Genomic DNA, 25,688 nt, shown 5'->3' on the forward strand with positions numbered 1-25,688 from the left:
TTTCCTTTAACCATCATTCTGATCACGGAGTATTTTCACAATGTCTGAACAATCTGCCCATGACAAATATGAATTCAAGAAAAAGCTCGAGAGCTTGAGGGAAAAAAAAGGGCGGGGTACGGAACTAATCTCCCTTTATATTCCTCCTGACAAACAGATTTCTGATGTAACTTCTCAACTGAGGGAAGAACACAGCCAAGCTTCCAACATAAAGTCTAAAGTCACAAGAACTAATGTTCAGGGAGCAATAGATTCTCTCCTTTCAAGGCTCAGGTATGCGGAAGTTCCAGAAAATGGTATTGTTTATTTTACCGGGGCTGTTGACGTCGGGGCTGACAAAACGAATATGGAAACGACTATTATTGTTCCTCCACAGCCCATTACAATTTACAAATACCATTGTGATTCGTCTTTTTTCCTTGAACCTCTTGAAGAGATGCTCAAGGACAGCAAAACCTACGGGCTTTTGGTTCTGGACAGGCGCGAGGCTACAGTTGGATTGCTGGTTGGAAAACATATCGAACCCTATCGCCATTTAACGTCCACTGTTCCTGGAAAACAGAGAAAGGGTGGTCAGAGTGCCCACCGTTTCCAGCAACTCAGACTTATTGCTATTCATGATTTTTACAAGAGGATTGGTGACGCTGCAAGCGAGGTTTTCCTGACAGTAGATCACAAGGATTTTGAGGGTGTCCTTATCGGCGGTCCATCACCAACAAAGGAAGAGTTTGAATCAGGTGGATTCCTGCACCATGAATTACAGAAGAAAATCCTCGGTCTTTTTGATGTGGCATACACTGATGAATCCGGTCTCAGTGAACTTGTAAATGCTGCAAGTGAGAGGCTGGCGGATCTTGACCTCATGGTTGAGAAGAAACTTATGCAGGAGTTCTTTAAGGAATTAGTATCTGATTCCGGGAAAGTTGCCTATGGTGTGGACGCAGTACACCAGAATCTTTTGATAGGAGCAGTTGATATTCTGTTGATTTCAGAGGATCTCAGGTTAGAGAAGTTCAGAATACGATGTGTTTCCTGTGGTGATGAAACTGAGATCATAAAAGACATAAAGCCAAGCACTGAAGGTATACAACTGGGTAACTGTACTAAGTGTGGTTCTCCTCTGGAGATTACAGAGAGGGTGGATGTAGTTGATGAATTGTCAGCCCTGAGCGACCAGATGGGAAGCACAGTCTCTTTTATTTCAACAGATTTTGAGGAAGGAGCTCAACTGATGAACGCTTTTGGAGGCATTGTAGCAATATTGCGCTATAACACAGGCATTTAAGGAAGGTGTTTTTCTTGTACTTCACATTTACAGAACAGGTAAAATCTATTCTATCAGATGCAATTGAAAAAGCAGAATTTGAAGCAGGGGAAATATCCCTTGAGCCTTCCCAGCATGCTGATCTTTCATCCAGGATTGCTTTTTTAATTGGGTCCCGCACAAAACAGAACCCTAAGGAAGTTGCCGACAGAATAGTAGCAGAAATTTCCATTCCAGCTGATTCCCTTGTTGGAAAAGTGGAGGCAACAGGTCCTTACATTAATTTCAGTGCAAGCGATGCTTATATTCAGAAAACATATTGGTCTATTCGCACTGAGAGGGAGAATTTCGGAGGGAATTTTGCCAGCGGTAAAATTCTTCTGGAACACACATCCGCAAACCCCAACGGACCGCTGCATGTGGGACATATAAGAAATTCCATTCTTGGGGATACCCTCTCACGCATTTTGAAAAGAGCCGGTTATGATGTGGAAGTTCAGTACTATGTTAATGACATGGGCAGGCAAATTGCAATTGTTTCATGGGCTTTTGATCATTTTGAGTTTGATAAGACGAAAAAAGGCGATCATGCAATTGCGGAGATTTACATAAAGGCTAATAGGGCATTGGAAGAAGATCCGTCTAAAGTTGCTGAAATTGATAGGTTCATGCAGCTTGTGGAAAGCGGTGATGAAGATACAATAAAACGTTTTGATGAAGCAGTTAATTATGCCTTGGAAGGCATCAAGAAAACCCTGCTTGAAATGAATGTCCATCACGATTCGTTTGTAACCGAATCAAGTTTTATCCGCTCAGGTGCAGTGAAGGATATTGTAGAGAGAATTAAGGCAACCGGGCGCACTGAACTTGATGATGGCGCAATTGTAGTTGATCTTTCAGATTATGGTTTTGAGAAATCACTTGTTATACAGCGTAGTGATGGCACATCCCTGTACACAACCCGTGACCTTGCCTATCACGAGTGGAAGGCAAGACATGCTGACAGGGTTATCGATATATTTGGTGCTGATCATAAACTCATTTCCGGGCAATTAAGGGCAACCCTGAATGCTATAGGGGTTAAGGAGCCGGAAGTTGTTATTTTTGAATTTGTATCCCTGCCTGAAGGTTCCATGAGTACTCGACAAGGTAAGTTCATCAGTGCTGATGAATTACTGGAACAGGTTGAAGCAAGGGCTCTGGAAGAAGTGACCATACGCAGACCGGAAATGGACGACTCATTCAAGAAAGAAGTCGCCCGGATGGTTGGTATAGGAGCTGTACGCTATGATATCGTGAAGGTATCACCTGAAAAGTCCACTGTTTTTGACTGGAAAGAGGCATTGGATTTCGAAAAGCAGGGGGCGCCTTTTATTCAGTACTCCCACGCCAGGGCTTGCAGCATTCTTAAAAAGGCAGAGGAAGAAGGCTTGTGGGATCCAGAAGCGCAAGCTAATCCGGCTCTTCTTGTAGACGATTCGGAAATTGCTTTTATAAAGAAAATGGCACTTTTTGATCAGGTTCTGGAAAAGTGCGCATCTGAACTCAAGCCTCATCATCTTGCTATTTACGGGCGGGAACTTGCAGACGCTTTCAACCAGTTCTATCGTTTTTCCCCAGTACTTGCTGCTGAAGATGATAATATAAGGGCGGCTCGTTTGGGTCTTGTGGACTGTGCAAGGGTTGTTATTGCAAATGTTCTTGATACACTGGGAATCGATGCACCGCAATCAATGTGATTTCGATGATCCTTTTTAAAAAGCTCCTGCTTTCATATCTGCTTGTTCAATGTCGGTGCCCTGCTGATTATGTGGCGGGATAAGAGGAAAAGCCCGCAGGGGTGCTTATCGCATCCTTGAAAAAACACTTTTCATTGGGTGCTGGCAGGCGGTGGCAGAAGCCTTTTTTGGGATGTACCTTTTTCTCCACAAACAAGGCATGCAAAATTCAGGATTGGCTTTCCATTGATTCTTTTTGTTTATTTCATAATAGTTGCCATATTGCTCTGGCACATTCGCTTGTCGTGAAATCGTTAGCTATAAATCATCATGTATGGATAACTGAAGGCATGGTAGAGTTCATATTTGACGATATTGGAAGTTATCCCCTTCCTGAAGGCGTTTCCAGGGAGTGGATCGAAGCGTCCTTTGAGGAAGAGAAAGACAAAGTCTCAGAAATAATAGGCTCTGCCTTTTTACAAAAACTGCAGGCAGGGGTTACCGTTCCCACATACCCCCAGTTTCAGGATATGAACAAACAATTTCTCTCAATTCTCAATGATCCTGAATGCACGGTTAGTCCTTTTAGTCTCAAACCGGAATGTGCGAAAATTGTGGAACTCGAAATGCTTGAGAATTTTGCAAAACAATACTGTGAAGAAACCGGTAGCAAACCCAATTTAAGGGTATGTGTCACAGGTCCCCTTGAACTTTACCTGCAGCAGTTTGGTTCTGCATCTTATCCTGATATTCTCAATCTCATTGCTTCAAGCATTAACCTGTTTATCAAAAATGCCATAGAGGATGCGAAAAATTTCAATGTTCACACGATATCCATCGATGAACCCAGCCTCGGCATAAATCCTGAAGTATCATTCGACAGTGCTGCACTTATCGAGGCTTTTGAATTGGCAAGCAGTTATGCTCACAAAAAAGGACTGGATGTGGAAGTTCATCTTCATTCACCGCTTTATTACGAAGTTGCCTGCCGTACTAAAGGTATCAATGTAATTGGTGTTGAGTCGGCGTCTAATCCGGGATACCTCGATCTTATTGACATGGCAATACTGGATGAAACCAAATCTTATCTGCGTGCAGGAATTGCCCGAACGGATGTTTTCAACCTTGTTGGAGGTTTAAACGAAGAATACAATACCAACGCATGGAAAGAGCCTAAACTGCTTGAAAAGCTTGTTACCGATCTGGAAACACCCGAAGTAATTGAAGCACGTCTGCGGGATATCTACGATAGGTTTGGTGATCGTGTATTGTATGTGGGACCGGATTGCGGTTTGGGTTCGTGGCCTTCGCAGGCTATTGCAAGAAAGCTCCTGGAGAATGTTGCAATTGCTCTTGAGAGGTTTTAATAGCAGAAATTTTTTTAGTTGAGATCTTCCAGCACAAAACCAAAGATAGCAGTCCCGGATTTTTGGTGTAATCCCCTGCTTTTAAATAGGATGATGCAAAGCAGGGATTTCAATTATGCCGTGTGGAAATAAAAGCCATAAAATACACCAGTCCGGACATTGCACTTGTAAATATTCAGTTCGTAGAGTTGCAGCCCCTCAAGCGAGCTATTTGTGATATACCATTACCATGTTTTTTATGTAAATCCAAATCAGAAAAACCCTTTTTTAATTTCATTGTTGTCTTCATGATGCCTTCATTGGATTACTATCTCAATGGACGATTTTTGAAATATCCAGCTCAAGGATATCCTCGGCTCCAAGGGCTTTGAGTTTTGGAATTAGTATGTTGACATCACTTTTATTGACGACCGTCTCCACTGCGTAATAATCGGCACCGTAAAGCTTGGATACAGTAGGCCTTTTCAGGGAAGGCAACACACTGATAACATCTTCCAGCTTAGCCATCGGCACATTCATATCAATCAATACTTTCCCGCGGGCTTCGATAACTGACAGGAGCAATGTCCTTATTTCCTCTATCTCCTTGCGTTTCTCCGGGTTTTCCCAGCTTTCCTTATTTGCCACAAGTTTTGTGGAAGATTCCAGCATCACGTCAACAATTTTCAGCCCGTTTTTCCTGAGGGTTGAACCTGTTTCGGTAAGATCAACAACGACATCCATAAGATCAGGTACCTTAGCTTCGGTTGCACCGTAGGAATAATGTATATCAACAGGAATTCCGAGCTTCTCAAAATGCTTTCTGGTGATGTTTGGGTATTCTGTAGTTACCCTGCTGTTAGGCTTGATGTCTGAAGATGTCTGTATGTCACTGTCTTGTGGGACGGCAATGACTATTTTTACATTACCTGAACCAGTTTTACTGTAAGGCAGATCGGCAATTTCGACGACATCGGAATCAGATTCAATAACCCAGTCCCTTCCGGAAATCCCTATATCAAAATAGCCTTCTTCAACGTATTTTGGGATCTCCTGCGGGCGAAGTATTTTTACCTTGTCAATTCGGGGGTCTTCGATTTTCGGATTGTATTCACGGGATGTTTTTGTTATTTGGAGATCTGCCTGTTTGAACAGCAAAAGTGTTTGTTCTTCAAGACTTCCTTTTGGAATGGCGATGTTAATCATTTTTCTTCCTCAAATTTACGTGCAATTTTAATATATAAATGGTATAATTTTATAAATAGCAGCTTTACAAATATAGTATGCTTCCTTTATAGTTTATTGTTCGGGATGGGTATAAAAATGGAAGCTTTGATGAAGATAAAAAAAATCGGTTTTCGGATTGTATGGGGATATGGAATCATGAAAATCCGTGGCTCTAAACATAGCTTTGAAAAAGTTCCATTTAGCTTTGGGGATCAGAGCATAACACTTGATAAGTAATTAACTTTATCAATCATCTGTTTCCGCAAACCCGTAGCCCACAAATCTCTGTTTTGCATCAAGGTTTGAGAGAATAAACCTGTCTGGAGAGCTGAAAGCAATTTCATGTGAACCTCTCAGGTAGAGAACACATTCATCACCTGGATTTACCATGTCAACAGCTTCTCCGTCAATTTCAATTTTCTCCAGTCTAACAGGTGTGGACTGGAGACCCACAAAGAGGTGGAGAACATTTGAAACTGCCAGAGGAGCAGAATATGGGGAAATCCTAGATTTGAGAGTAAAGGATTCAGCCACATTTTCTCTTTCAGAAAGAACAAAACCGCGTTCTATATCCTTTGATTGTATTCCCTTAAGAGCAAGGCCAACTCTCGAACCTGTTGACGCGCTTTTCACGTCTACGTCATGCATCTGGATTGAACGAACTTCGAGAGGTTTTGCCGTAGGATAGGCAGTGAGTTTGTCTTTTGCATTGAGAGTACCCTGGGTGACAACACCAAGTACCACGCAACCAATACCGGTTACGTTGAAAGACTGGTCAACCATCACACGTACAGGTTTTTCATCCAGTTTTCTGTTTTCTTCGGATACCTTTTTGTCAATCTCAAGTATCCTTTCCTTAAGTTTGTCAAGTCCCTCAAAGGATTGTGTGGAGACATTGATGAATTCCCAGTTTTGCATGCATGTTCCTGAGATTATTTTTCTGATCTTCTTTTCGAGTTCTTCCTGTGCATAGGCGTAGCTTGTGTCAGCCTTTGTAAGTACAATCATTCCATGTTTGTATTGCAGAAGCTCCAATGCAACAAGGCATTCACCGGTAGCAACATCAGGTCCTTCAGGGGGTATACAGAGAAGTGCAATGTCAGATAAATTCAGAGCGGTAATGAGGGATTTGAGGGATTTGGGATAACCATTTGCGTCTATTGTGGTCATCACAATGTCATTTTTTGAAAAATCATACATTGTAATGTCAGCCACGTTCCCCTTTTTACCAAGCTTTGTAGCCAGAGAAGTCCTGCCGCTTTGTTCACTTCCGATAATAGCAACTTTTGTCATGGTTAAATCCCTGAATCCTTACAGAGCTTCACAACATAAAAAGGCTACTGTTAATCCCAATTACCAAAGATCGCCATTCCACATGGCTTTGGTTTTGTCACTGGTACTCCGATTAATCTTGTGTATGCTGACCAGGTATTCGTCACCGACCTTTTTCGGTTTACTGAAAATAGCTTCAAGCCCGAGCATCCTTGAGTAATCCTCAAATTCTTCAAGGGTTTCCAGATTCTTGACACGGATGAGAACATCATCAAAGATTTTTTCATTCTTTTGGACTTTCAGCACAGTCTCAATCATAGGGTTGAGAATGCTCTCACCAAGCCTGAGACAGCGGGCACGCCGTTCTTCTTCACTTTCTTTCCATTCGGCACTCTGGAATCCTTCCCGAACCACGCGGGAAAAAAGGTAGTCTCTACCAACATCATTGTAGAATTTGAATGCATGCAGTAGATCTGAGCAATTGCTCTGTGAACATGTGTATTTTATGGGAGGTATAATCATGTCGGGATCCTTGATAACCACTCCTTCATGTCCAATTTTGCCCAGTTCTTTTATATGTTTAAAGATGGCTTCAGTTGCCTCTTCTATTTTATACTCGCCAAGCAGAGGAACCTGAAAAAACCCATATTTTTCTGCAAGCTGGCGCCGTCTGGAAGTTGGTATAGGTTTTCCAGTATTCTTTTTCCGGATATCAAACACAAAAAAGGCAAGTGATTTAATTCCATAGATATCCTTTGGAACATAAGGATTTTCCGGACCTACCATCTCCCCGTGTAGTACATAATCAGGATGATCCCTGAAAAAATCAATATTTAGCAACAGGTTTACTTTTTCAGTGGAATACGGGCAGACATTACCGCCACGGGTGAGTGCAATAAGTTTATCCTGAAAAAGAATAACACGGACATTGTAACCGTTCATTTTCTCTTCGACGCAAAGAATTTCGGTGTTTATAAAATGCTTTTTGATAGCGGGCTCAAGTAACATTGCCCTGCGGATTTTAGGAAATCCGTGTATTAGTTCAAACTTACCGTTTCCTTTCTGGTAAAGTACACTTCCGCGTTCGATGCTGGAAACGGAAGTTTCAAAATGGAAAAGTTGCTGGTATTTCCCTTTATTTGGGACCAGCAGTCTGCGTTCAATAAGATCTTCAAGTCTTTTCTCAGGAATATCAAGATATCCCGCAGCCTTTGGGATATCCAGTATTCCTTCATCTGCTCTTTTTAACATGTTATGTCAGCATTTTTCAGAAGATTGCATGCCAGCATTTTAAGGAGATTCCTCCTTGTAATAAATCCCACCATCTCATTTTCAAGGTTCATTACAGGAACACCTCCAATATTCTTTTCCAGCATAATCCTGATCACTTCGGAAACAGGAGTGTTTGTTTTCACAGATTGTACACCTGTTTTCATGATATCCTCAACGATCAGGTTCTTGATCCTGGAATCCTGCTGGTTTTCCGGAACAAGCTCCCTGAATGCTTTCATGGCTTGTGCAATATCTTTTTCAGTAACTATTCCTATTAAAGTTCCGTTTTCAACTACAGGGAATCTTCCCATATCTTTTTCAAGAATAAGCCGTCTCACATGGCTGACCCTGTCGGCAGGTGATACAATCACAGGTTCCTTGTGCATGATTTCTCCTGCATAGCCGTCAAATTCCATATTTTCCATGATTTGCTGTGGTGTGACCCATCCCAGAACATTCTCATTGTCTGTGACAATTACAATGCCACCGTTTTTTGCCATCAGGATAATTACATCGTCTACTTCTGTGTCAGGCAACAGCTTGATGAAGTTATCTGAAACCGCAGTAGCCACATGCAAAGAAGATGCAGGTTTTGCTCCTTTTTTACGGGTTCCAAGCTCCTTGGTAAGATTTCTCATAGTCAGTATTCCAAGAAGATTGTTGTCATGAGTTACCAGAAGTCTTCTGGTATTGTTTTTTTCCATCAGATCCAATGCATGGGAAAGTGTATCCCCTTTATCGACTTCTATTGGCTGTACCATTATGTCCTGTACTTGCATTTCAAATCCCTCTCTGGAAACTAATATTTTTTATGCATTACGTATTACATCGGTTCTACTCAGTATTCCAATGATATTTCCTTCCTTCTCAACAGGAACACCGGTAAGATTCTCTTCAACCATCAGTTTTGCTGCCACAGGAAGTGTATCTTCAACATTTACAGTTCGATCTGGTTCCACCATAATATCTTCAGCCACCAGCGGAACATTCTTTATATACCTGTATGTTTTCTCACCTCCAGGTGTTGGCCGACGTGCCATTTTAATACTCTTTCCTGGTAATTTTCCTTCGTAATCATTGAACATAGTCAGGGCCAGATCCCTTGTAGAGATCATACCTACAATTTTTCCGGCATCGTTTTCTACGAGGATTTTGCTCACTTTATTTGCTTCAAGTTCATCTATTACATGATTGATTGTATGATGACGATGAACAATCACTGGCTCACTGTCAAGAACTTCACCAATTTTAACTCCGTCAGTTTTTTCCCCGATGTATCTAAGTATGTCTCCGATGGTTACAATTCCAAGAAGATCGTCGCCATTGACTACAGGCAGATTATTGATGTTGTTTTCAAGGAGTAGCTCAATTGCCTGTTCAATTGAAGCATTCGGGTAAATAGTTACCAGAGGCTCTTCAGTCATCACTAGACGGATGGGTATTTTTCCGATTGGGCGCCTTCTCCACATTGGCTCTGCCTGAGCAAGTCTCCTTGCAATATCGCTTTTTGTTACAATTCCGACCATTTTTTCTTCTTCTGCAACTATAAGAGTACTAATCTTGTGCCTCAGCATAAGGTTTCTGGCGTGCGATATCGGTTCATCAGGCCCAATAGCATATACTGGAGAGCTCATTATGTCGGCAATTTTCAAAATAAATCCTCCATTGTAAAATTTATGTGTGTTTTGCAAGTGCAATAAGAATGTCCTTTTCGGTTATTATCCCTTTCAGTTTCCCGTTTTTAATAACAGGTAGAGAACTGATCCCCTTTTCATCCATTATTTCTGCTGCTTTGCCGAGATCAGTTTCGGGTTCAGTCCAGACTACATCCTTTGCGATCAGTGAACCTACAGGTTCGTCAAAAGCTTCATGTACATTTCCGGTTATCAGTTTTTCAAAGGCTTCACCACCTCCAACATACTTCACAATGTCAAAGGCGGTGATAATCCCAACGAAAATACCTTCTTTAACTACAGGCAGGCGCTTGAAATGTCCTCCTACCATTATCTTTGCTGCATCCCACAGGCTTGTGTTATAATCTGCTGTTTTGACCCCCTCTTTCATAAGTTGTCTGACTTTAATACCTGTTTTAATACTGCTAATTAAACCCAGAAAGTCCTTTTCTGTGCAAATTGCTACAAGCTGGTCATCCTGATCAACGATTGGCAGGCTTCCAATATTGTTTTTTGTCATCAATTCAAAGGCGCGGTTAATGCTTGATGTCATTGGAAGGGAATAAACATCATGTTGCATTATCTCCCGGATTTCAGCGTTTATCGAAGCGAGCAAATTTCCTTTAAATTTCTTTTCAACAAAAAGACTTTTAGCCCCTCCTCCAAAAAGATCAAGTATATCAAAGGATGAAATGATTCCTTCAAGCCGATTTGTCCCGGCATCTGTTACAGGCACATGACGAATTTTTCCTTTTGTCATGGTTTTCAGGGCATCAATAATAGGAGTGGTGGGTTGAACTGTTACAACGTTTCTTGTTGCAATGGACATAATATCTCCCTCATGTTGTGCAATGCGATCGTGGAACTGCACAGGCCCCACATCCATTATACTCTCAGAACTAAAGGCATGAGGGTTCTTTCTGGGGCTATCCCGTATTGAAACATCTTTCATGTTTTACCTCCATCTTTATATCTTCAATATCTTTTGTGTGTGCTTTGCGCTCAATCAGACAATCAAAAATTGATGTCACGGTTTTAGGCAAAATTTATTCCTGAAAAGTCACAAACCACTCAGGAATTATCTATACATGCCCGTAACAGGTCATTGCGATCTATAATCCCAACAATTTTGGAATCATCGACCACAGTAATCCTCCCCACATCTTTACGCAGAATAATATCCCTGCATTCTTCAAGGGATGTCTGGGGGTTCACTGTATATGCAGGCGTTGACATAATACGCTCTACCGGAGGCAGATTTTTGGGTTTACTCTTATGACTATCGCTAAGTCCCACCCTCACAAAACCAGCCTTTATGATGTCCCTTCTTGTTACCATTCCAACTAATTGTTTCTTTTTGGAAAGCACTGGTATTCCAGTATAATCGTGGTTGAGCATGGTAGCCCATACCTTTGAAACGCTATCTTCAGGTTCGCAAGTCACAACTTTCTTGCTCATGATAGCCGAAGCATTCAGTCTATTTTTTGAAGGGAAACTGATGTTGCGAAGTAAATCGGAATTGCTTACGATCCCTTCGAGATGTCTTTCATTTTCAGATCTGATGACAGGACATCTCTCAATATTTGCTTCAAGCATCATTTTTGCAGCCGCTATTATGTCACATTCAGGATAAATAAGTGGACATTCCCTGATAAATCCACTAACGGTTACATCAGATCGTGTCGAAGTGATGTTTAACACGTCTTGATCCGTGATAATTCCCCTGACGTTCTCATCATGGTTAACCACAGGAATGCCCCTTAAAAAGTGGTCTCTCATAAGCTGGCGTGCATGTGTTACAGTACTGTCTTCGTAAACGTAGACTACATCCTTTGACATAATGTCTTTTATCTGCGTATTAGATCCCCCTTTATTTGCAGATGCAATTCGTTATTTTAGATTTAGGTCCTCAATCGAAATATCCTTCATCATCCATGCAGTCTTCACAAAGCATTAGTCCCCCGGTTTCGGTCAAGACATCTACATAGGCACCACAGCGCTGGCATATTCCCCTTCCTGTTTCCCCTACTTCAGGAAAACTGGTTTCTTCGTTCATCTCAATGAGATTTTCAAGGATAGTATTGAGAACAGGTGAGATGGAGAGAATATCCCTATCCGTGATGATACCTATTATGTCACCCCCTTTTGAAACTGCAAGTCTTCTGATATTCGATTTGACCATTATTTTGGATGCGTCAATAATACTTGTGGATGGTTCTGCCGATATTATTGGGGAGGACATTATCTCCCCGGCCTTTACAGTACTTGGGATCGCATCCTTTGTAGTAACCTTCCCAACTATATCTCGTTCGGTTATTATTCCTACGGCTTCATCACCCTTTGTCAAAATAATGCTTCCAACACCTTTTTTCATCATTGTGTTAGCAACTTCAAGGACAGTACTGGAAACGTCCAGTTCTATAACAGATTGGTTCATAATTTCACTAATAGGAACCTCACTTTCGATGCCTTGAAAAGATGAGTTTTTGCCTTGCAGGACCAATGGTCTCACACTCCATACATTACTATCTTCCCAATAGCATATATATCTATCTGATTGTAGTTACAGAATAACAATACGGCTCTGTCTTCCTGCATTTAATTCTACCTCATCATTAAACCCTGTTTTAGCATATGCATCTATTATTTCCATCTCCGTATCGATGTCAACCTTTTCCACAATTTCCGCCATATCGTCCCAGAGGGTCACACGTATGCGTCCGGTTTCATCTGAAATATAGACATTGGAGACTCTTCCTATACTGCCATCCTTTCTGGAAAACTCTCGAACCTCTCCGATGCCTGAAACAAATCCCTTTACAGAGTAACTTTCCCCCGGGATTATATCAGAAATGGGAGTAAAATCTTCCTGATACAAAATTTCAGAATCTGTTTTTCTGATTACACCGTGTTTTCCAATCTGGATTTCAACTTCATCATTGAAGTTATTCAGACGTGCATAACCATTGATAATTTCTATGGGAATACCTTCATGCAGGCTACTGTCAAGTTCTGCTTTTTCATCCCACAATGTAACTCTGATTTTTCCGGTCTCGTCCCCTACCAGAATATTGCGAACTTTTCCTTCCCCACCTGTTTTCTTTGAAAAAGTCCGAATATCCGAGATCTGCAGGATAACAGCATTAATGTTGATGTCGGAATCGTTTTCTTTTATATCGGCTATTTTCATGGAAGGTAATTCAACCTGTATATCTTCGTCAATTTCTTCAATTCCACCATATCGTCCCACGTTGATTTCCAACCCGGAATAACCTTCTTTAACATATCCGCTGATCCGGTATGATTTTCCTGCTTTAATTGTTCCGTTGGTAATCTGATCTGCCAGTTCATCCCAGACGGTTACACGGATAGATCCGCTGTTGTCTGCAATTATGAAGTTCCCAACTTTTCCGGTAGTCCCATCATTTCTGGAAAATTCGCGTGTATCAAAAAGAGAGATAATTTTTCCCACAACATAGACATTGGAGCTGTTCTCATTAATGTCAGCTATTTTTGTAGGCTCATGAGTAGCATCTGTTATTCCCAGATCACTTGCAACAAGCAAAGCGATGGTTTTCTTATCACAAAGGGGTCCCATTTTTTCAGTTTTTTCATTAATCCTTTGAAGGAACTCTTCTTCGGAAACGATGCTTGATAATTTCTCATAAATAGGGGCTATCTCGTTATCCATTATAAACACCTGAAAGATTTGCAGATCATTGTCTTTAATCGGGCTTTTTAGGGGAGAAGTTTTGTAGAGAAGGTGATAAAGTTAACGAGAGATTGAAGATCAAGGACCAAGAGTTTTCCGATAAGGTAATTAAGTATAAGGACTCTCAGTGTTAGCATGATTCGCAGTTGTCAAGAACATGGTTATTTCCGGGGGGGAAATTGCCCGGAATGTGGTGAAAAGGGGCGTTTCTTATTGGATGATGTAAGGGAGCAAAAACTTGGTCGTTTTGTTTCTGGCGCTCTACGCCATTTTCCTGATGATCTGGGACTCCAGATGGATTTACAGGGTTGGGTTGATCTTGACAGGTTTTGTGGCGTCATGAAAAAACGTTACCCATGGAGTAGTGAAGATCGTCTGATTGGTCTTGTGGAATCTGATACTAAGAATAGGTATGAGATTAACGGCAGATACATAAGGGCACGATATGGTCACTCAGTGGACGTAGATCTAGATTATCCTCCCTGCGATGCCGAATTTTTGTATTACGGTGTTAGCCAGGAAGAGGTTGAAATGCTTCTGGATCAGGGTATTTCTCCAATCAGGCAGACTTATGTACATTTGAGCACTTCAAAGCAAAGGGCAAATGAGGCTGCTTCTGTTCATACAGATAACCCGGTGGTTTTACAGGTGAATGCACTGGAAGCTTCTGAAGCAGGAATTGATTTCATTAGTGCTAATGAGGATATAGCTCTTACAGATTACGTTCCACCGGAGTTTATTTCCATTGCCGGGGAAGACAATTAATGCAAGAGAATTAAATTCCCCTGCATTTACGAGGCACTACATAGTTAATTATCTTTAGGAGGTACCACAAAGTTCTTAAACCCTAACGATAATTAGATGTTAGCTAGTCAAATAATGACTATTTATACATATCATCATGATACCCATTGGGTTTTTGCTATAGATCCAATGGGCTAAAATCCGACATAAATAATTAGAATCATCATCGTTGGTTATCAGAAGGTAGCCAATAATCATAAAGAAGCAGAATTTCAGGTTTCATTGCCTCATAGAATGTGTAATTCCAATTTACAATCTTAACTTGCATGTGCTGTAACAAAACAGAATATGTTGCAAATAGATCACCCAACAAAAGTTGGGTGTAATCAAGTTTATTTGTAAACTTCTAGGGCTCCTGTAACCAGAGGAGATTTGCCAAATGTCTCTTGGAGAGAGGCATTGAGGCTGAGTTCAGGGGGTATGAAAAACCGTTAGGATATTTTTTGCTTCTTTTGCCTAATTTTGATTCTATTATTTTGTCTGGTAAAAAGGAGAACTTATCATGCAAAGCAGTGATACAACAAAATACATTATCCATTGCAAACTTAATGCTGACGGGGTTATTGAACGTCCTGATATAGTAGGTGCGATTTTCGGTCAGACTGAAGGTCTTCTGGGATCTGATCTGGATCTGAGGGATTTGCAGAAAACAGGTCGAATTGGACGCATTGAAGTTATTGTCAATACAAAAGGCGGAAAAACAAAAGGAAATATCCACATTCCTTCAAGCCTTGACAGGATCGAGACATCTATTCTGGCTGCTTCACTTGAGACCATCGACAGGGTAGGTCCATGTACCGCAAAGATCGAGGTAAGCCAGATAGAAGATGTCCGTGCTACTAAAAGGAAGCAAATCGTTGATAGGGCAAAAATAATTCTAACTGAAATGTTTGATGAAAACCTCCCGGAATCACAGGAAATTGCGGAGGAAGTCAGGCAGTCTGTTCGAATTGAGGAAATGGAGTATTATGGGAAAAACAAGATTCCCTGTGGCCCGAATGTATTGGACTCCGATGCAATTATTGTTGTGGAAGGCCGTGCCGATGTCCTGAACCTTCTGAGATATGGTATTAAGAACACCATCTGTGTGGGTGGTACAAATGTTCCTCCAGAAGTTGCGGAACTCACAAAGAAGAAAACAGTAACCGCATTTACCGATGGTGACAGGGGAGGCAAGCTCATCATCAAGGAACTTATGCAGGTTGCAGACATCGATTATGTCGCTCGTGCACCTGATGGTAAGAGCGTTGAAGATCTGGTCCAGCGTGAAATTGTGAGGGCGCTCAGGCAAAAAGTTCCTGTTGAACAGGTAATTGATGCTTATTCCATTGAAGGTAGTGCCAAAAGTGCAACTCCTGTAGCCAAAAAAAGCAGGATAACTCGTGTCCCTAAACGCAAGGAAAGGGCTAAGCCTGAAGTTGCCCGCCAGACATCAAAACTGATAAAACTGGCTGAACCAATAGAGAGAAAAGAATCACGCCACAGACCCGAGAGAAGATCTCAGTCACGAAGATCTTATCCTCCGGAGGCAAGTCGCTTTAATCAACATTCTGAAGAACTTACCGGAACACTTTCCGCTAGGCTTTTGGATGATAAAGATAAGGTAATAAGTGAGACTTCTGTCCGGGATCTTGTTAATACACTTAAGAATTCCGAGGATAAGATTAAAAGTGTGGTATTTGACGGTGTAATTACCCAGAGGATTCTTGATATTGCTTCAAGCAAGGGAATCGAAAACCTTGTTGGAGTGAAAAGGGGTAATATAGTAAAGAATCCAACTTCTGTAAAAGTTTATACGGCACAAGGAGCATGAATCTCCTTGTCTTTTTTAGTCTTTATATTGGTTCTTCGGAATAATTCTATGAAGAAAACCTCTATTTTTTGTTCTTTTCATACTGATTTATATCCATGGATGTTAAGGTAGAGGAGAACACAATTAAAATCAAATAAAGATAAATACATAAAGTAAAGCTTCTAAAGATTGCCCATCTCTTGTTGAATCTGTTTCCTAACTCATTCTTATTTTTTTCCAGCATAACATGAAACAGATACATCTGTAGGTATGGTAAATGAGAAGGTACTGCCTTTTCCGGGTTTGCTTTCAACCCAGACTTCTCCTCCATGCATCTCGACATACTTTTTAACAAGCGCAAGCCCTAATCCGGTTCCCTCATATTTGCGGTTAGATGCTGATTCAACTTGTTTGAAGGGTTCAAAAATCATTTCTTGATCCTTTTTAGAGATTCCAATACCAGTATCAGATACAGACACTTGAAGTTTGTTATTAATCTGTTTAACATTGATTTCTACGGTACCGTATTCAGGTGTAAACTTAATTGCATTGTTGACAAGATTATACATAATCTGTTTTATTTTTGTCTTGTCAGCATATATTTCTCTATCTTCAGTTTCCAAGTTGGTTTTGAGATTAATAGATTTTTTGTTTGCAAGAGGCTGCATCAATGTTTTAATTTCATTGCAACATTCAGGCAAACTGATTTTTTCAGGGGATAATTCAAAATCATTTGATTCAACTTTTGCTAAATCAAGAATATCATTGATAATATTGAGCAAATGCTTACCACTATTTAATATATTAGACACGTAGCGTTCCTGTTTTTCATTCAAATCACCAAAAGCCTTCTCTTTCAACACCTGGGAAAATCCAATAATTGAATTGAGTGGTGTGCGCAATTCATGACTCATATTGGCAAGGAACATCGATTTAGCCTGATTTGCTTCTTCAGCAGCAATTTTTGCATCATATATATTTTTCTCTATACGCTTTCTATCAGTTATGTCTTTCCCCATGCTGGCAATAGTCTCTATCATGCCATTATTATCTCTAAAAGGTATATTATCCCATGCAATAAGTCTACGTGTACCGTTTTTTGTAACTATTTCATTTTCATTATACTTCGGATATTCTTTTTCATTAAATATTTTGAATAATAGGTTCTTAAGATCAGAGCTAATCTCCGGAGGTATGAATATATCAAAATAGTTTTTACCAATAATCTCTTCCCGCTTCCAGCCAACCAGATCGAGGAAGAAATCATTGCAGTATAAAATATTCCCCTTTTTATCTAGAATAATCCCGATAAGGTGCATATTTTCGAAAATACTAAAAATACGCTTTTCAGATAAAGCCAAATTTTGTTCAAGTTGCTTCAGTTTAGTAATATCCTTAAAGAGGGAATAAATAGTTTTGGAACAATTTTGTTGATGATGTGTGATAATAAAGTCAAATAAAGCATCCAAGTAATGTCCATCTTTTTTTCTGATTTTAAGTTGGACATCATTCATTTTCTCCTTCTTCTTAAGCTCACATAATGTCTTCTCAATATGTGGTTTACATTCAGGATGCAGAAAATCTGTAATACATTTACCAATAACTTCTTCTTTTGCAAAACCAAGCTCTTTTAACCAGGTTGAATTTACATCGATAAAACAGCCGTTTTCATCTAATATCTGGTAAGGCAAAGGAGCATTATAATAAAGAGCGCAATATTTCTCTTCATTCTCTTTTATTGTCTCTTGTGTTTCTATTCGATAAGTTATATCTACTTGCTTCAAAAGAACACTTGTCGGATAAGTTTTTGAAAGTGGTCTTATTTTCAGCAAAAACCAGTGTTTTTTATCAGAGCTGCAGTAAGGATATTCAATTTGAAACACATTTGTAGTTCCATTTATTACCTCTCTTAGCCCTTTTGCTACAGCAGGACTCACAGCTGAATTATCATCAGCTGATTCGTCACATAACTTAAGATAATTTGCTCCTTCACAAAATTGCTTTGGATCCAGACCATTATCTTCAGCAAACTGCTTCCAGCTTTTATTTGTATACTGTATGATTCCATCAGGAGATATTATTGCAATACGATCTTCCCATAGATCAAATATGTTCTAATCAAGAAAATTCTGCACAGAATCACTTTTTTTGGAATGCATAGTACAATAGACATTTCTGCGTAGCTATATATAACTTAATCCTTTATCCGGCAAATGTTTATTTTAGTAATTAAATTTCAAGAAAAACTGGTCAATCTATCTAAATCTTCTCCTTTCAGGAAAAGAGCTCAAAAGCATATTATATTAATTTTCTGAGCAAACTATATATAGGATACTGCCATTCATGGGCTCCAGTTGAGGAATACGATATTAGTACCCCCTCCCAAATCCCCCTGTGATTTTAGTACTGATCCTCCAAAACTCATCCCCAGTTATCAGTATTCCTCAACCACTCCTTTTGGAATTGTTTTTCAGGAGACTATTTCTTCAAGCTTATTGAGTTTTGCTCCCATTTTGATTTCCTGCGCAATCCTGCGACCCGTTGACAGATTCTCTTCAATCAGATCCGAGTATGGGGACCCGTTTGTGTAAATATTGGTACCGGCAACGATACGTGCAGAAATCTCAAAAACCTTGATTTCCAGCTGGTCGGTAAAAACGGTTTCAAGACAGAATGGACCAATCATGCCTCCAAATCTGGAAAGTGATTCTTCGACTACCATTTCCCCGAGAGCAAATATCTTGGGCAGCAAGGATTCCCTTGCTACCAGCGGGACGTTTCCTGTTACAACATATGTGGGATAAACACCTGCTTCTTCAAGTTCTTTTGGAGAGCCAAGGCGGAAAATTTCGTCTGCATTGGATTCCACCCTCCTGTCCATGCTAAGCATTTCAAGAGTACCTTTGCTCAGCTTGTACCCTTCGGTTTTGAGCGGAGAGTAAAAATAGTGAAGATAATAGCGGGTTCCAACAATAAATTCCTGTATGGTGTACTTCTGACTCCTATCAATATTAGCAAGAAATTCCTCGTAATTCTTTGCAACAAAGAATCCTCTTCCTCCCTTGGCACCATGATATTTCACCATAACAGGACCATTGATATCCTCAGGCTCAACAAGGCGAGGCATATGGATACCCGCACTTTCGAGCCATTCCCTCTCCTTTACACGGTCTGATTCCCAATCCAGAACCGCACGGTTTCCAAAGGTGGGCACAGCAAATTCAAGGAATCTGTCAGCACCCATATATTCAACAAAGGAACCATGGGGGATTACAATTGCGTTTTTCTCCTGCAACAGTGGGGCAATATCAATTATCTCTTCGTAGTTGTCAACGACAATAAACTCATCAGGTTTTGCTTTTGGGAAAGCGTCGTAGAACCGCGGAGGTTTCCCAATGCAAATCCCGATGGTTTTGAAACCTTCCTTGCGTGCTCCGTCAAAAATCTGGAGGCTAGAGTGTGAACAGACCGTTGCAATAGAAAGCTCATCGGTATTGTACGAAGTAAGAATATCAGCTATTTGCCGCTTTGTAATCATGATAGTGCCTCAAAAGTTATAACAAATTGTTTAATCTGCTATTTAAGTTTACGGATAGCAAAAAGTGAAAACTAAGACTTCGAATAAATTCGAACATTACGGTATGTTTATTATTTCCTGAAACTATTTTCTTTCATGGAACAGGATCGGCAGGAAGACAATACAAAAAAAGTATTGATTCTTCCCCTCAGCGAAGAATCGCGCCATATTACCCAGACCCTTTCAAATGAAAAGGCACTGAAAATCCTGGAATTGCTGGCGCAGGAACCCATGTCTGCAACATCGATTGCTGACTCCCTCGACCTGCCACTGACAACTATCAAGTATCATCTCGACAGCCTGATAGATGCAGATCTCATACAGATCAGGAATACGCGGTGGAGCCGGAAGGGACGTGAAATCAAAATCTACGAGCCTGTCCAGAAAATGATTGTTGTCATGCCGGGTACCAATTGCCCGGACAAGTCCAGTGTTCTCGATATGCTAAAGAAATACCTTGCTCTTGCAGCAGGTGCTATCTTTGCGGCAGCTGGGATTGAGTCACTAGAGGGCTTTTACAGCAAACCTCCTGTGACATCGGAAATGCGGGCAATGGAGGAGCCATTGCCTGAAATGACTTTTATGGCAAATGAAAGTGGTAATATGGTTGCCTCCATGTCTGATGCATCCGGTTATAATGTGACCATGGATTCACCTGCTGAAAGAATGTTTGAAGCGTCTAAGGCAATTGATGACAATATCTCTTCAATTCAAGCGACTGATTCGATTACAGACACCGGTTTTCAATTAGCTCCGGATTTGTTTTCCCATGTCAGTATCTGGTTTTTGGCAGGTTGCCTGTCTGTATTGACAATTCTTGCAGTATGGGAAATATATAAGAAGAAAAAGCGTGTAGATGGGCAGAAGTGAATGCACATGAGAGTTGCTCTCAAAATTGCCTACATTGGTTCTGCTTATCACGGGTTTCAGGTTCAGCCGGATGTTCCTACAATAGAAGGAAAAATCTTTGAGGCGCTTGAGGCTCTTGAGATTATTGAAGATCCGAGCTCTGCCAATTTTTCCAGTGCAGGTCGGACGGATGCCGGCGTAAATGCCATCGGGCAGGTAATAGCCTTTGATACTGAGCGGTCAAATCTTGCTATTCCCAGAGTCATTAATTCAAAGCTTCCTAAGGATATTTGGGCATGGGCACATGCGGAGGTCCCAGCAGATTTCCATCCGCGCCGATATGCGAGATCAAGGACATATCGTTACATTGTACCTGTTGAAGATCATGACATTTCCCTTATCAGATCCGCTTCACAAATTTTGCTTGGCACGCATGATTTTGCAAATTTCTGTGTACATGAGGAAGGAAAGTGTACCACAAGAACAATTAAAAAAATAGACGTCAGGCTAACTGACAATCTCCTGAAAATTGATGTTGAAGCCAACAGTTTCCTATGGAAGATGGTTCGGAAGATGGTTACTGCCATGATGCTAGTGGGTAGTGGTGAGCGAGATATGGAATGGCTGAAGCAAATGTTGCAGCCGGAAGTTTATGAAGAAGGGCTGAAACCCTCATTTCCGTATGGACTTATCCTCATGGATGTCAATTACGGTGACTCAGTTGAATGGATATCTGACGGATACGCTATCAAACGTTCAAGTGAGAAAGTTCAGGAATATCTCCGGTATCATATGGTAATGGCAGAAGTAATGAAACAATTTTTCCCAAAGGAGCATCAGGAACTGGATTAATTCATTTTTGGAGCACAATGATATTGCGGGTAAGGCTTCGGTGTACTCTTTGCTGGTATTGCGAAAGAACGGTAAAACCTGCATCCTCTGCAATTTCGTTGGCCGGGATTTCAGAAACAATTACAGCTTTTCTCCCTTTTTTGAGTACCCTGAACATTTCCCGGAATGATTCATGGTATAATTTTTCCAGGGATTCTGCCTTTATCATTGCTGATCTTCCGTAGGGTGGGTCTGTAACAATAGCATCAAATGAATTATCCGCAAAAGGGAGGTTGGAGGCATCACCTTGCACCAGTGAAAAATCTGATTTGAACCATTCAAGGTTGAGTTTTGCACCTTGGATTATGTTGTAGCGCACTTCAATACCAACCACCTTAACTCCCAGCAGTCCTGCTTCTGTAAGTATACCGGCAGTTCCGCAGAAAGGATCAAGTAATTTCATGCCTTTTTTTACACAGGTCAGATTCACAATTGCCCTTCCCATGATAGGCATCAGAACGCCCGGATAAAAGAACGGTTTCTTGTGGGGGGCACGATCATGGAAGGCTTTCCTGTCTACAGAGGCTATTATTGAACCAAATATGGCTTTTTCACTCATTACAATCCTGAAAGTAACATCCGGATTTTTTAGGTCTGCATGGAATCCCTTCCTGAAGATGGCTCCGCCAACACGACCTTCCAGCTGGGCGCAATTGATATCGGTATTGTGTTTTACTCTTCGGGCTCTGACTACAAAAGTTTGACCCGGATTAATATGAGTTGAAATGTTGCTGTCTTCTGCTGCTTTACGTATGGATTCAGGGTTGTTTTTAGTTATTGCTATAACTTTCAGTATGTTGTGACACATGGCAATCCTGTGGGCAACCGCTTTGAGGGAGGCTTCTATGTCTGACTCTTCCCCGGGAATGTCTGCTACAATGCAGTGATCAAACTGCATGTGGGCTTTTGGATGGATCCCTTCGGTTTCCAGACAGGCAAATACTTCGGCTGCAGCGATTTCTTCGTGATCGCCTGAAAGTTCAAAAGCGTAAAGCATGCAACTGTTTAGTAGCTTTTTAGTACATCAATTCGAGGGCTTCTTTTCCGGTAATCCCTTCTTTAATTCCGAGTTTTTGTGCATTTTCACTTACCGCTTTTAGCGGTGCTTTCAGAACATCGTCAAAGGTACTGACTCCGCTTACAACGGCTGCAACATCCCCAAGTTTGTTGGCGGTTTCGATATTCAGATAGCCACACATAACAAAGCCTTTATCCGCTTTGATGATAAGCAGGGATGCATTTCCCATTTCCCACTGGAGACCAACTGCGGTTTTATTTCCAATCCTGATTTGTTCGATGATCATTTGCTTCACCTTTCCTGATTTTGTACTTTAATTATACAGTACCGGGGTGTTTTGGGCTAAATGAATATGAGAAAATGTATTGCAACCACTCCAAGACTACTCTCTCTGTTTGTCAGATAGTAGTTACCTCACAGCCATCTTCTGTGACTATCACAGTGTGTTCGGACTGGGAGACAAGTCCTCCTCTCACTTCCTTGAGAACCGGGAAGGATGTTATTAAGCCTGTTCTTTCAAGTTGCATAAGTGAGAGGTCCAGTTTAGGTGAAGTGAGCCAGCGTTTTGCAAACGGAAGAGTTTTGTACTCCTGTAATTCCTTCATAAGTTTTCGAGCAGCAGGCATACGTATTGGTTTGTTCTGGACCACCTGGAATATTTCCGTAAGTGTTCCATCGGAAACTTTGCCGGCGCCGTCTGTTGCAAAAGGTTCTATTGCTATAATCTGACCCGGTTCCAGTTCAACTCCATGTCCCATATGTCTGTTGGGAATGCTTGGAGGTGTATGTGCAAGATAACGTGCAACCCCGTGTCCGGTAAGGTTGGCAATCGGCTTGAATCCGTACCCGCGGATCGTTTCTTCAATTACTTCACCAATTTCAGCAGTGTTTACTCCTGCCTTTATGATATCAATAGCTGTAGCAAGTGCTTCTTCTGAAGCTTTCACAAGATCCGGATTTCCTGAAAGATCAACTGTAACAGCAGAATCGGCGATATAACCATCCACATGAACTCCGAGATCCAGTTTCACCATGTCTTTCCCGAAAACGTCTTCATCACCTGTCCGGGGTGTGGCGTGGGCTGCTTCATCGTTGCGTGAAATGTTGCATGGGAAGGCTGGTTTTCCGCCTAACTCGATGGTCCTTTGCTCGACAAACTCTGCAACGTCAAGCAGACGTGCACCTACTTTGATTTTCTCTTTTGCTTCTTCTCTTACCGTTGAAAGTATCTCTCCTGCGGTCAGGTAATTAGCGAGAATCTCTTCTACTTCCTGAACTTTGTCTGCCATTATTCAACACCTGCAGACATTAAGAAAGATGTTATACTACAAATTGCTTTGGAAAACGTGTGAGGTTTTCGTATCCGGTTTCTGTTATAACAACCATATCTTCAAGTCTGACCCCTCCAATGCCGGGGTAATAAAGGCCAGGTTCGATTGTAATGACATTCCCGGTTTCAAGTGCCATGTCCATGTTGCTGACAGCAGGCAATTCATGAATTTCGAGTCCTACGCCGTGGCCTGTGGAATGCATGAATCCTTTTGTAGTACCTACATCATATCCGCGGGTTTTGAACTCATCACAAACCGCAGAATGAACCTCACTTGCCAGCACTCCATCTTTTAGTATTTTAAAGGCAGCTTCCTGGGCAGCTTTTACTGCTTCGTACATATCGGCAAGTTTTTCACTCGCTTCACCTTTCAAAACAGTGCGTGTCATGTCAGCATAGTATCTGTGTATTTTGTGTCGAGGGAAAATATCAATGACAATGGGTTCATTTAATAGCAGTGCACCCTCTCCTGCCCAATGAGGATTCGAAGATCCTTTTCCACACGCAACAATAGTACTGTCTGCCTCACAACCATGTTCTAGCAGTGTCTTTTCAATTATATATCTCACAGTTTCAGATGTCAGGATTTTGTCGCCGCTGTAGAGGACATCATCCCTTACTTCGGCATTCCGGATTGTTTCAATGGCAGTTTCCATGGCTTTTTCACAGGCTTTCTGTACCCCGCGAATCAATGAAACTTCTTCTTTTGCTTTAACAGCCCTTATTCTTTCGAAGGGACTTTTTGTAGTGGTGACCGAGAAGCCGTTTTCCTTGAGAACCTGTGCAGTATAGTATGGGAAATCATAGGGTACACAAACCGTCCTCACTCCTTCTTTCTGGAGAACCTGACCTAAACATTCTGCATATGTGCGTGCAGAGTCACCTGTTTCTTTCATTCTCTCGCGAAAATTGCAATCTTCCAGCGTCAGAATATTTGCAATCCGGGACTCGTTTCTGGCTCTTCCGAGTTCCATACTGGAAACAAGCAATATTTCCTTTGTCTGCTTTGTCTGTATGTAGGAGAACTGATCAAAAGCCAGGAACTCAGTGGTAAAATAGAGGTCTGCATCATTGGAATTGCCGATTATTAAATATGCATCCGCCTTTTCTCTTAAAAGGGTATCAAGAATGTTTGTGGTTTTGTCAATATGAGGCATGTAATTTGTTTTTGTTCTGCTGGTACATAAGTTTAGCAGGATCAGAAGTCGGAAGTATCGTATACAAATCGGCTAATAGGGGGTTGGGGTAATATGAACTAAAATGTTTCTTAAGGAGATGCCTGTCCAAATCCAAATGTTTAATATTAGTTGTGGTTTATATGAGACAGGTAATCTTTGATAAGGTAATCTTTGATAATATCACAGGGAGTTGAAGGTATAAAATCGATCATACTTGCAGGAGGATCGGGCACAAGATTGTGGCCTTTAAGCAGACAGCAATATCCAAAGCAGTTCCTGAAATTCGGGAATACATCGCTTTTTCAGGATACTTTTTTAAGATGCCTTAAGATTTCAGAAGAATCCGATATTTTTGTGGTTACCAGCAAGTCCCAGAAATTTCTTGTGAAAGGGCAAATTCAGGAACTTGGATATGATCTTCCTGAATCAAATCTGTTGATTGAACCAGAAGGTAAGAACACGCTTCCTGCAATCTGCTATGGGATGAAGGTCATTGAAAAGATTCATGGCAGGAGCACGGTGGGTATTTTTGCAGCAGATCACATCCTGGATGCCGAAGCAATGAAAACAATCGAAGAATCCGCAAGTCTTGCACAGGATTACTTGATAACATTTGGTATTACTCCGACTTCTCCGAATACTGGCTATGGATATGTACAATCCGGATTCCTGTGGATCAGTGGGATATTTGTATTTGATACGGATCTGTTTTTTGAAGAATTGAATAAATTTGAGCTTTGTAGAAATCCTCCCTTAAACTAAAAA

At 41.1% G+C, this 25,688-nt stretch carries 23 protein-coding genes; 8 read left to right on the forward strand and 15 right to left on the reverse strand.

Features of this window, described 5'->3' with window-relative positions:
• The first annotated feature begins 40 nt into the window (after positions 1-40).
• The 3 genes from prf1 to PWQ49_RS04440 all read left to right on the forward strand — a co-directional run bounded on the left by prf1 (position 41) and on the right by PWQ49_RS04440 (position 4,349).
• Entirely contained in the window at positions 41-1,285 is a 1,245-nt protein-coding gene (gene prf1, locus PWQ49_RS04430) for a peptide chain release factor aRF-1 (RefSeq protein ID WP_300608384.1), read from the forward strand.
• 14 nt (positions 1,286-1,299) lie between these two features.
• Positions 1,300-3,003 carry an arginine--tRNA ligase gene (argS, locus tag PWQ49_RS04435; protein ID WP_300608387.1) on the forward strand — a complete coding sequence of 568 codons (1,704 nt, stop codon included), beginning with the start codon at positions 1,300-1,302 and terminating at the stop codon, positions 3,001-3,003.
• Between the two features lie 329 nt (positions 3,004-3,332).
• Entirely contained in the window at positions 3,333-4,349 is a 1,017-nt protein-coding gene (locus tag PWQ49_RS04440) for a methionine synthase (RefSeq protein ID WP_300608389.1), read from the forward strand.
• A gap of 312 nt (positions 4,350-4,661) precedes the next feature.
• Here PWQ49_RS04440 and hisG read toward each other — a convergent pair whose 3' ends face one another.
• The 9 genes from hisG to PWQ49_RS04485 form a co-directional block, all read right to left on the reverse strand.
• The gene (gene hisG, locus PWQ49_RS04445) at positions 4,662-5,534 is read right to left on the reverse strand and encodes an ATP phosphoribosyltransferase (RefSeq protein ID WP_300608392.1); all 873 of its coding nucleotides are present in this window, start codon (positions 5,532-5,534) and stop codon (positions 4,662-4,664) included.
• 267 nt (positions 5,535-5,801) lie between these two features.
• Positions 5,802-6,848: an EF-Tu/IF-2/RF-3 family GTPase gene (locus tag PWQ49_RS04450; protein WP_300608394.1), complete on the reverse strand. Its 1,047-nt coding sequence runs from the start codon at positions 6,846-6,848 to the stop codon at positions 5,802-5,804.
• A 60-nt stretch (positions 6,849-6,908) separates the two neighbouring features.
• Positions 6,909-8,078 carry an RNA ligase gene (locus tag PWQ49_RS04455; protein WP_300608397.1) on the reverse strand — a complete coding sequence of 390 codons (1,170 nt, stop codon included), beginning with the start codon at positions 8,076-8,078 and terminating at the stop codon, positions 6,909-6,911.
• Positions 8,072-8,878 (reverse strand): CBS domain-containing protein, encoded by an 807-nt coding sequence (locus PWQ49_RS04460; protein WP_300608400.1) that lies wholly within the window; start codon positions 8,876-8,878, stop codon positions 8,072-8,074. Before PWQ49_RS04460 ends, PWQ49_RS04455 begins: the two co-directional genes overlap by 7 nt.
• Before the next feature lie 30 nt (positions 8,879-8,908).
• Positions 8,909-9,751: a CBS domain-containing protein gene (locus PWQ49_RS04465; protein ID WP_300608402.1), complete on the reverse strand. Its 843-nt coding sequence runs from the start codon at positions 9,749-9,751 to the stop codon at positions 8,909-8,911.
• A gap of 22 nt (positions 9,752-9,773) precedes the next feature.
• Entirely contained in the window at positions 9,774-10,724 is a 951-nt protein-coding gene (locus tag PWQ49_RS04470) for a CBS domain-containing protein (protein ID WP_300608404.1), read from the reverse strand.
• 119 nt (positions 10,725-10,843) lie between these two features.
• Positions 10,844-11,611, reverse strand: a complete 768-nt coding sequence (locus PWQ49_RS04475) for a CBS domain-containing protein (protein WP_300608407.1) — start codon at positions 11,609-11,611, stop codon at positions 10,844-10,846.
• Positions 11,612-11,681: 70 nt separating this feature from the next.
• Positions 11,682-12,275 (reverse strand): CBS domain-containing protein, encoded by a 594-nt coding sequence (locus PWQ49_RS04480; protein ID WP_300608410.1) that lies wholly within the window; start codon positions 12,273-12,275, stop codon positions 11,682-11,684.
• A 60-nt stretch (positions 12,276-12,335) separates the two neighbouring features.
• Entirely contained in the window at positions 12,336-13,463 is a 1,128-nt protein-coding gene (locus tag PWQ49_RS04485) for an OB-fold nucleic acid binding domain-containing protein (RefSeq protein WP_300608412.1), read from the reverse strand.
• A gap of 156 nt (positions 13,464-13,619) precedes the next feature.
• Here PWQ49_RS04485 and PWQ49_RS04490 point away from each other — a divergent pair, with 156 nt between their 5' ends.
• Both PWQ49_RS04490 and dnaG read left to right on the forward strand, forming a co-directional pair.
• Positions 13,620-14,249: an RNA 2'-phosphotransferase gene (locus PWQ49_RS04490; RefSeq protein WP_300608416.1), complete on the forward strand. Its 630-nt coding sequence runs from the start codon at positions 13,620-13,622 to the stop codon at positions 14,247-14,249.
• Positions 14,250-14,790: 541 nt separating this feature from the next.
• A complete protein-coding gene (gene dnaG, locus PWQ49_RS04495; RefSeq protein ID WP_300608419.1) occupies positions 14,791-16,101 on the forward strand; it encodes a DNA primase DnaG in 1,311 nt (436 codons plus the stop codon).
• Between the two features lie 206 nt (positions 16,102-16,307).
• On the opposite strand, the gene PWQ49_RS04500 is transcribed toward dnaG, so the two are convergent.
• Entirely contained in the window at positions 16,308-18,017 is a 1,710-nt protein-coding gene (locus PWQ49_RS04500) for a PAS domain-containing sensor histidine kinase (RefSeq protein WP_300608422.1), read from the reverse strand.
• Between the two features lie 533 nt (positions 18,018-18,550).
• Positions 18,551-19,618, reverse strand: a complete 1,068-nt coding sequence (locus PWQ49_RS04505; protein ID WP_300608424.1) for a formate--phosphoribosylaminoimidazolecarboxamide ligase — start codon at positions 19,616-19,618, stop codon at positions 18,551-18,553.
• 135 nt (positions 19,619-19,753) lie between these two features.
• Here PWQ49_RS04505 and PWQ49_RS04510 point away from each other — a divergent pair, with 135 nt between their 5' ends.
• Together PWQ49_RS04510 and truA are read left to right on the forward strand one after the other, a co-directional pair.
• Entirely contained in the window at positions 19,754-20,527 is a 774-nt protein-coding gene (locus tag PWQ49_RS04510) for a winged helix-turn-helix domain-containing protein (RefSeq protein WP_300608426.1), read from the forward strand.
• A 6-nt stretch (positions 20,528-20,533) separates the two neighbouring features.
• The gene (gene truA / locus PWQ49_RS04515) at positions 20,534-21,358 is read left to right on the forward strand and encodes a tRNA pseudouridine(38-40) synthase TruA (RefSeq protein ID WP_300608428.1); all 825 of its coding nucleotides are present in this window, start codon (positions 20,534-20,536) and stop codon (positions 21,356-21,358) included.
• Position 21,359: 1 nt separating this feature from the next.
• On the opposite strand, the gene PWQ49_RS04520 is transcribed toward truA, so the two are convergent.
• The 4 genes from PWQ49_RS04520 to PWQ49_RS04535 all read right to left on the reverse strand — a co-directional run bounded on the left by PWQ49_RS04520 (position 21,360) and on the right by PWQ49_RS04535 (position 24,902).
• Positions 21,360-22,394 carry a TRM11 family methyltransferase gene (locus PWQ49_RS04520; RefSeq protein WP_300608431.1) on the reverse strand — a complete coding sequence of 345 codons (1,035 nt, stop codon included), beginning with the start codon at positions 22,392-22,394 and terminating at the stop codon, positions 21,360-21,362.
• 19 nt (positions 22,395-22,413) lie between these two features.
• A complete protein-coding gene (locus PWQ49_RS04525) occupies positions 22,414-22,701 on the reverse strand; it encodes a DUF1805 domain-containing protein (protein ID WP_300608434.1) in 288 nt (95 codons plus the stop codon).
• A 112-nt stretch (positions 22,702-22,813) separates the two neighbouring features.
• The gene (gene map, locus PWQ49_RS04530; protein ID WP_300608436.1) at positions 22,814-23,704 is read right to left on the reverse strand and encodes a type II methionyl aminopeptidase; all 891 of its coding nucleotides are present in this window, start codon (positions 23,702-23,704) and stop codon (positions 22,814-22,816) included.
• A gap of 31 nt (positions 23,705-23,735) precedes the next feature.
• The gene (locus PWQ49_RS04535; protein ID WP_300608438.1) at positions 23,736-24,902 is read right to left on the reverse strand and encodes a Xaa-Pro peptidase family protein; all 1,167 of its coding nucleotides are present in this window, start codon (positions 24,900-24,902) and stop codon (positions 23,736-23,738) included.
• Positions 24,903-25,094: 192 nt separating this feature from the next.
• Between PWQ49_RS04535 and PWQ49_RS04540 the strand changes: the two genes are divergently transcribed.
• On the forward strand, positions 25,095-25,685 hold the full coding sequence (locus tag PWQ49_RS04540) for a sugar phosphate nucleotidyltransferase (protein ID WP_363321805.1): 591 nt from the start codon (positions 25,095-25,097) through the stop codon (positions 25,683-25,685).
• Positions 25,686-25,688: the final 3 nt, after the last annotated feature.

This window comes from Methanohalophilus sp. (assembly GCF_030156785.1).
Lineage (GTDB): Archaea > Halobacteriota > Methanosarcinia > Methanosarcinales > Methanosarcinaceae > Methanohalophilus.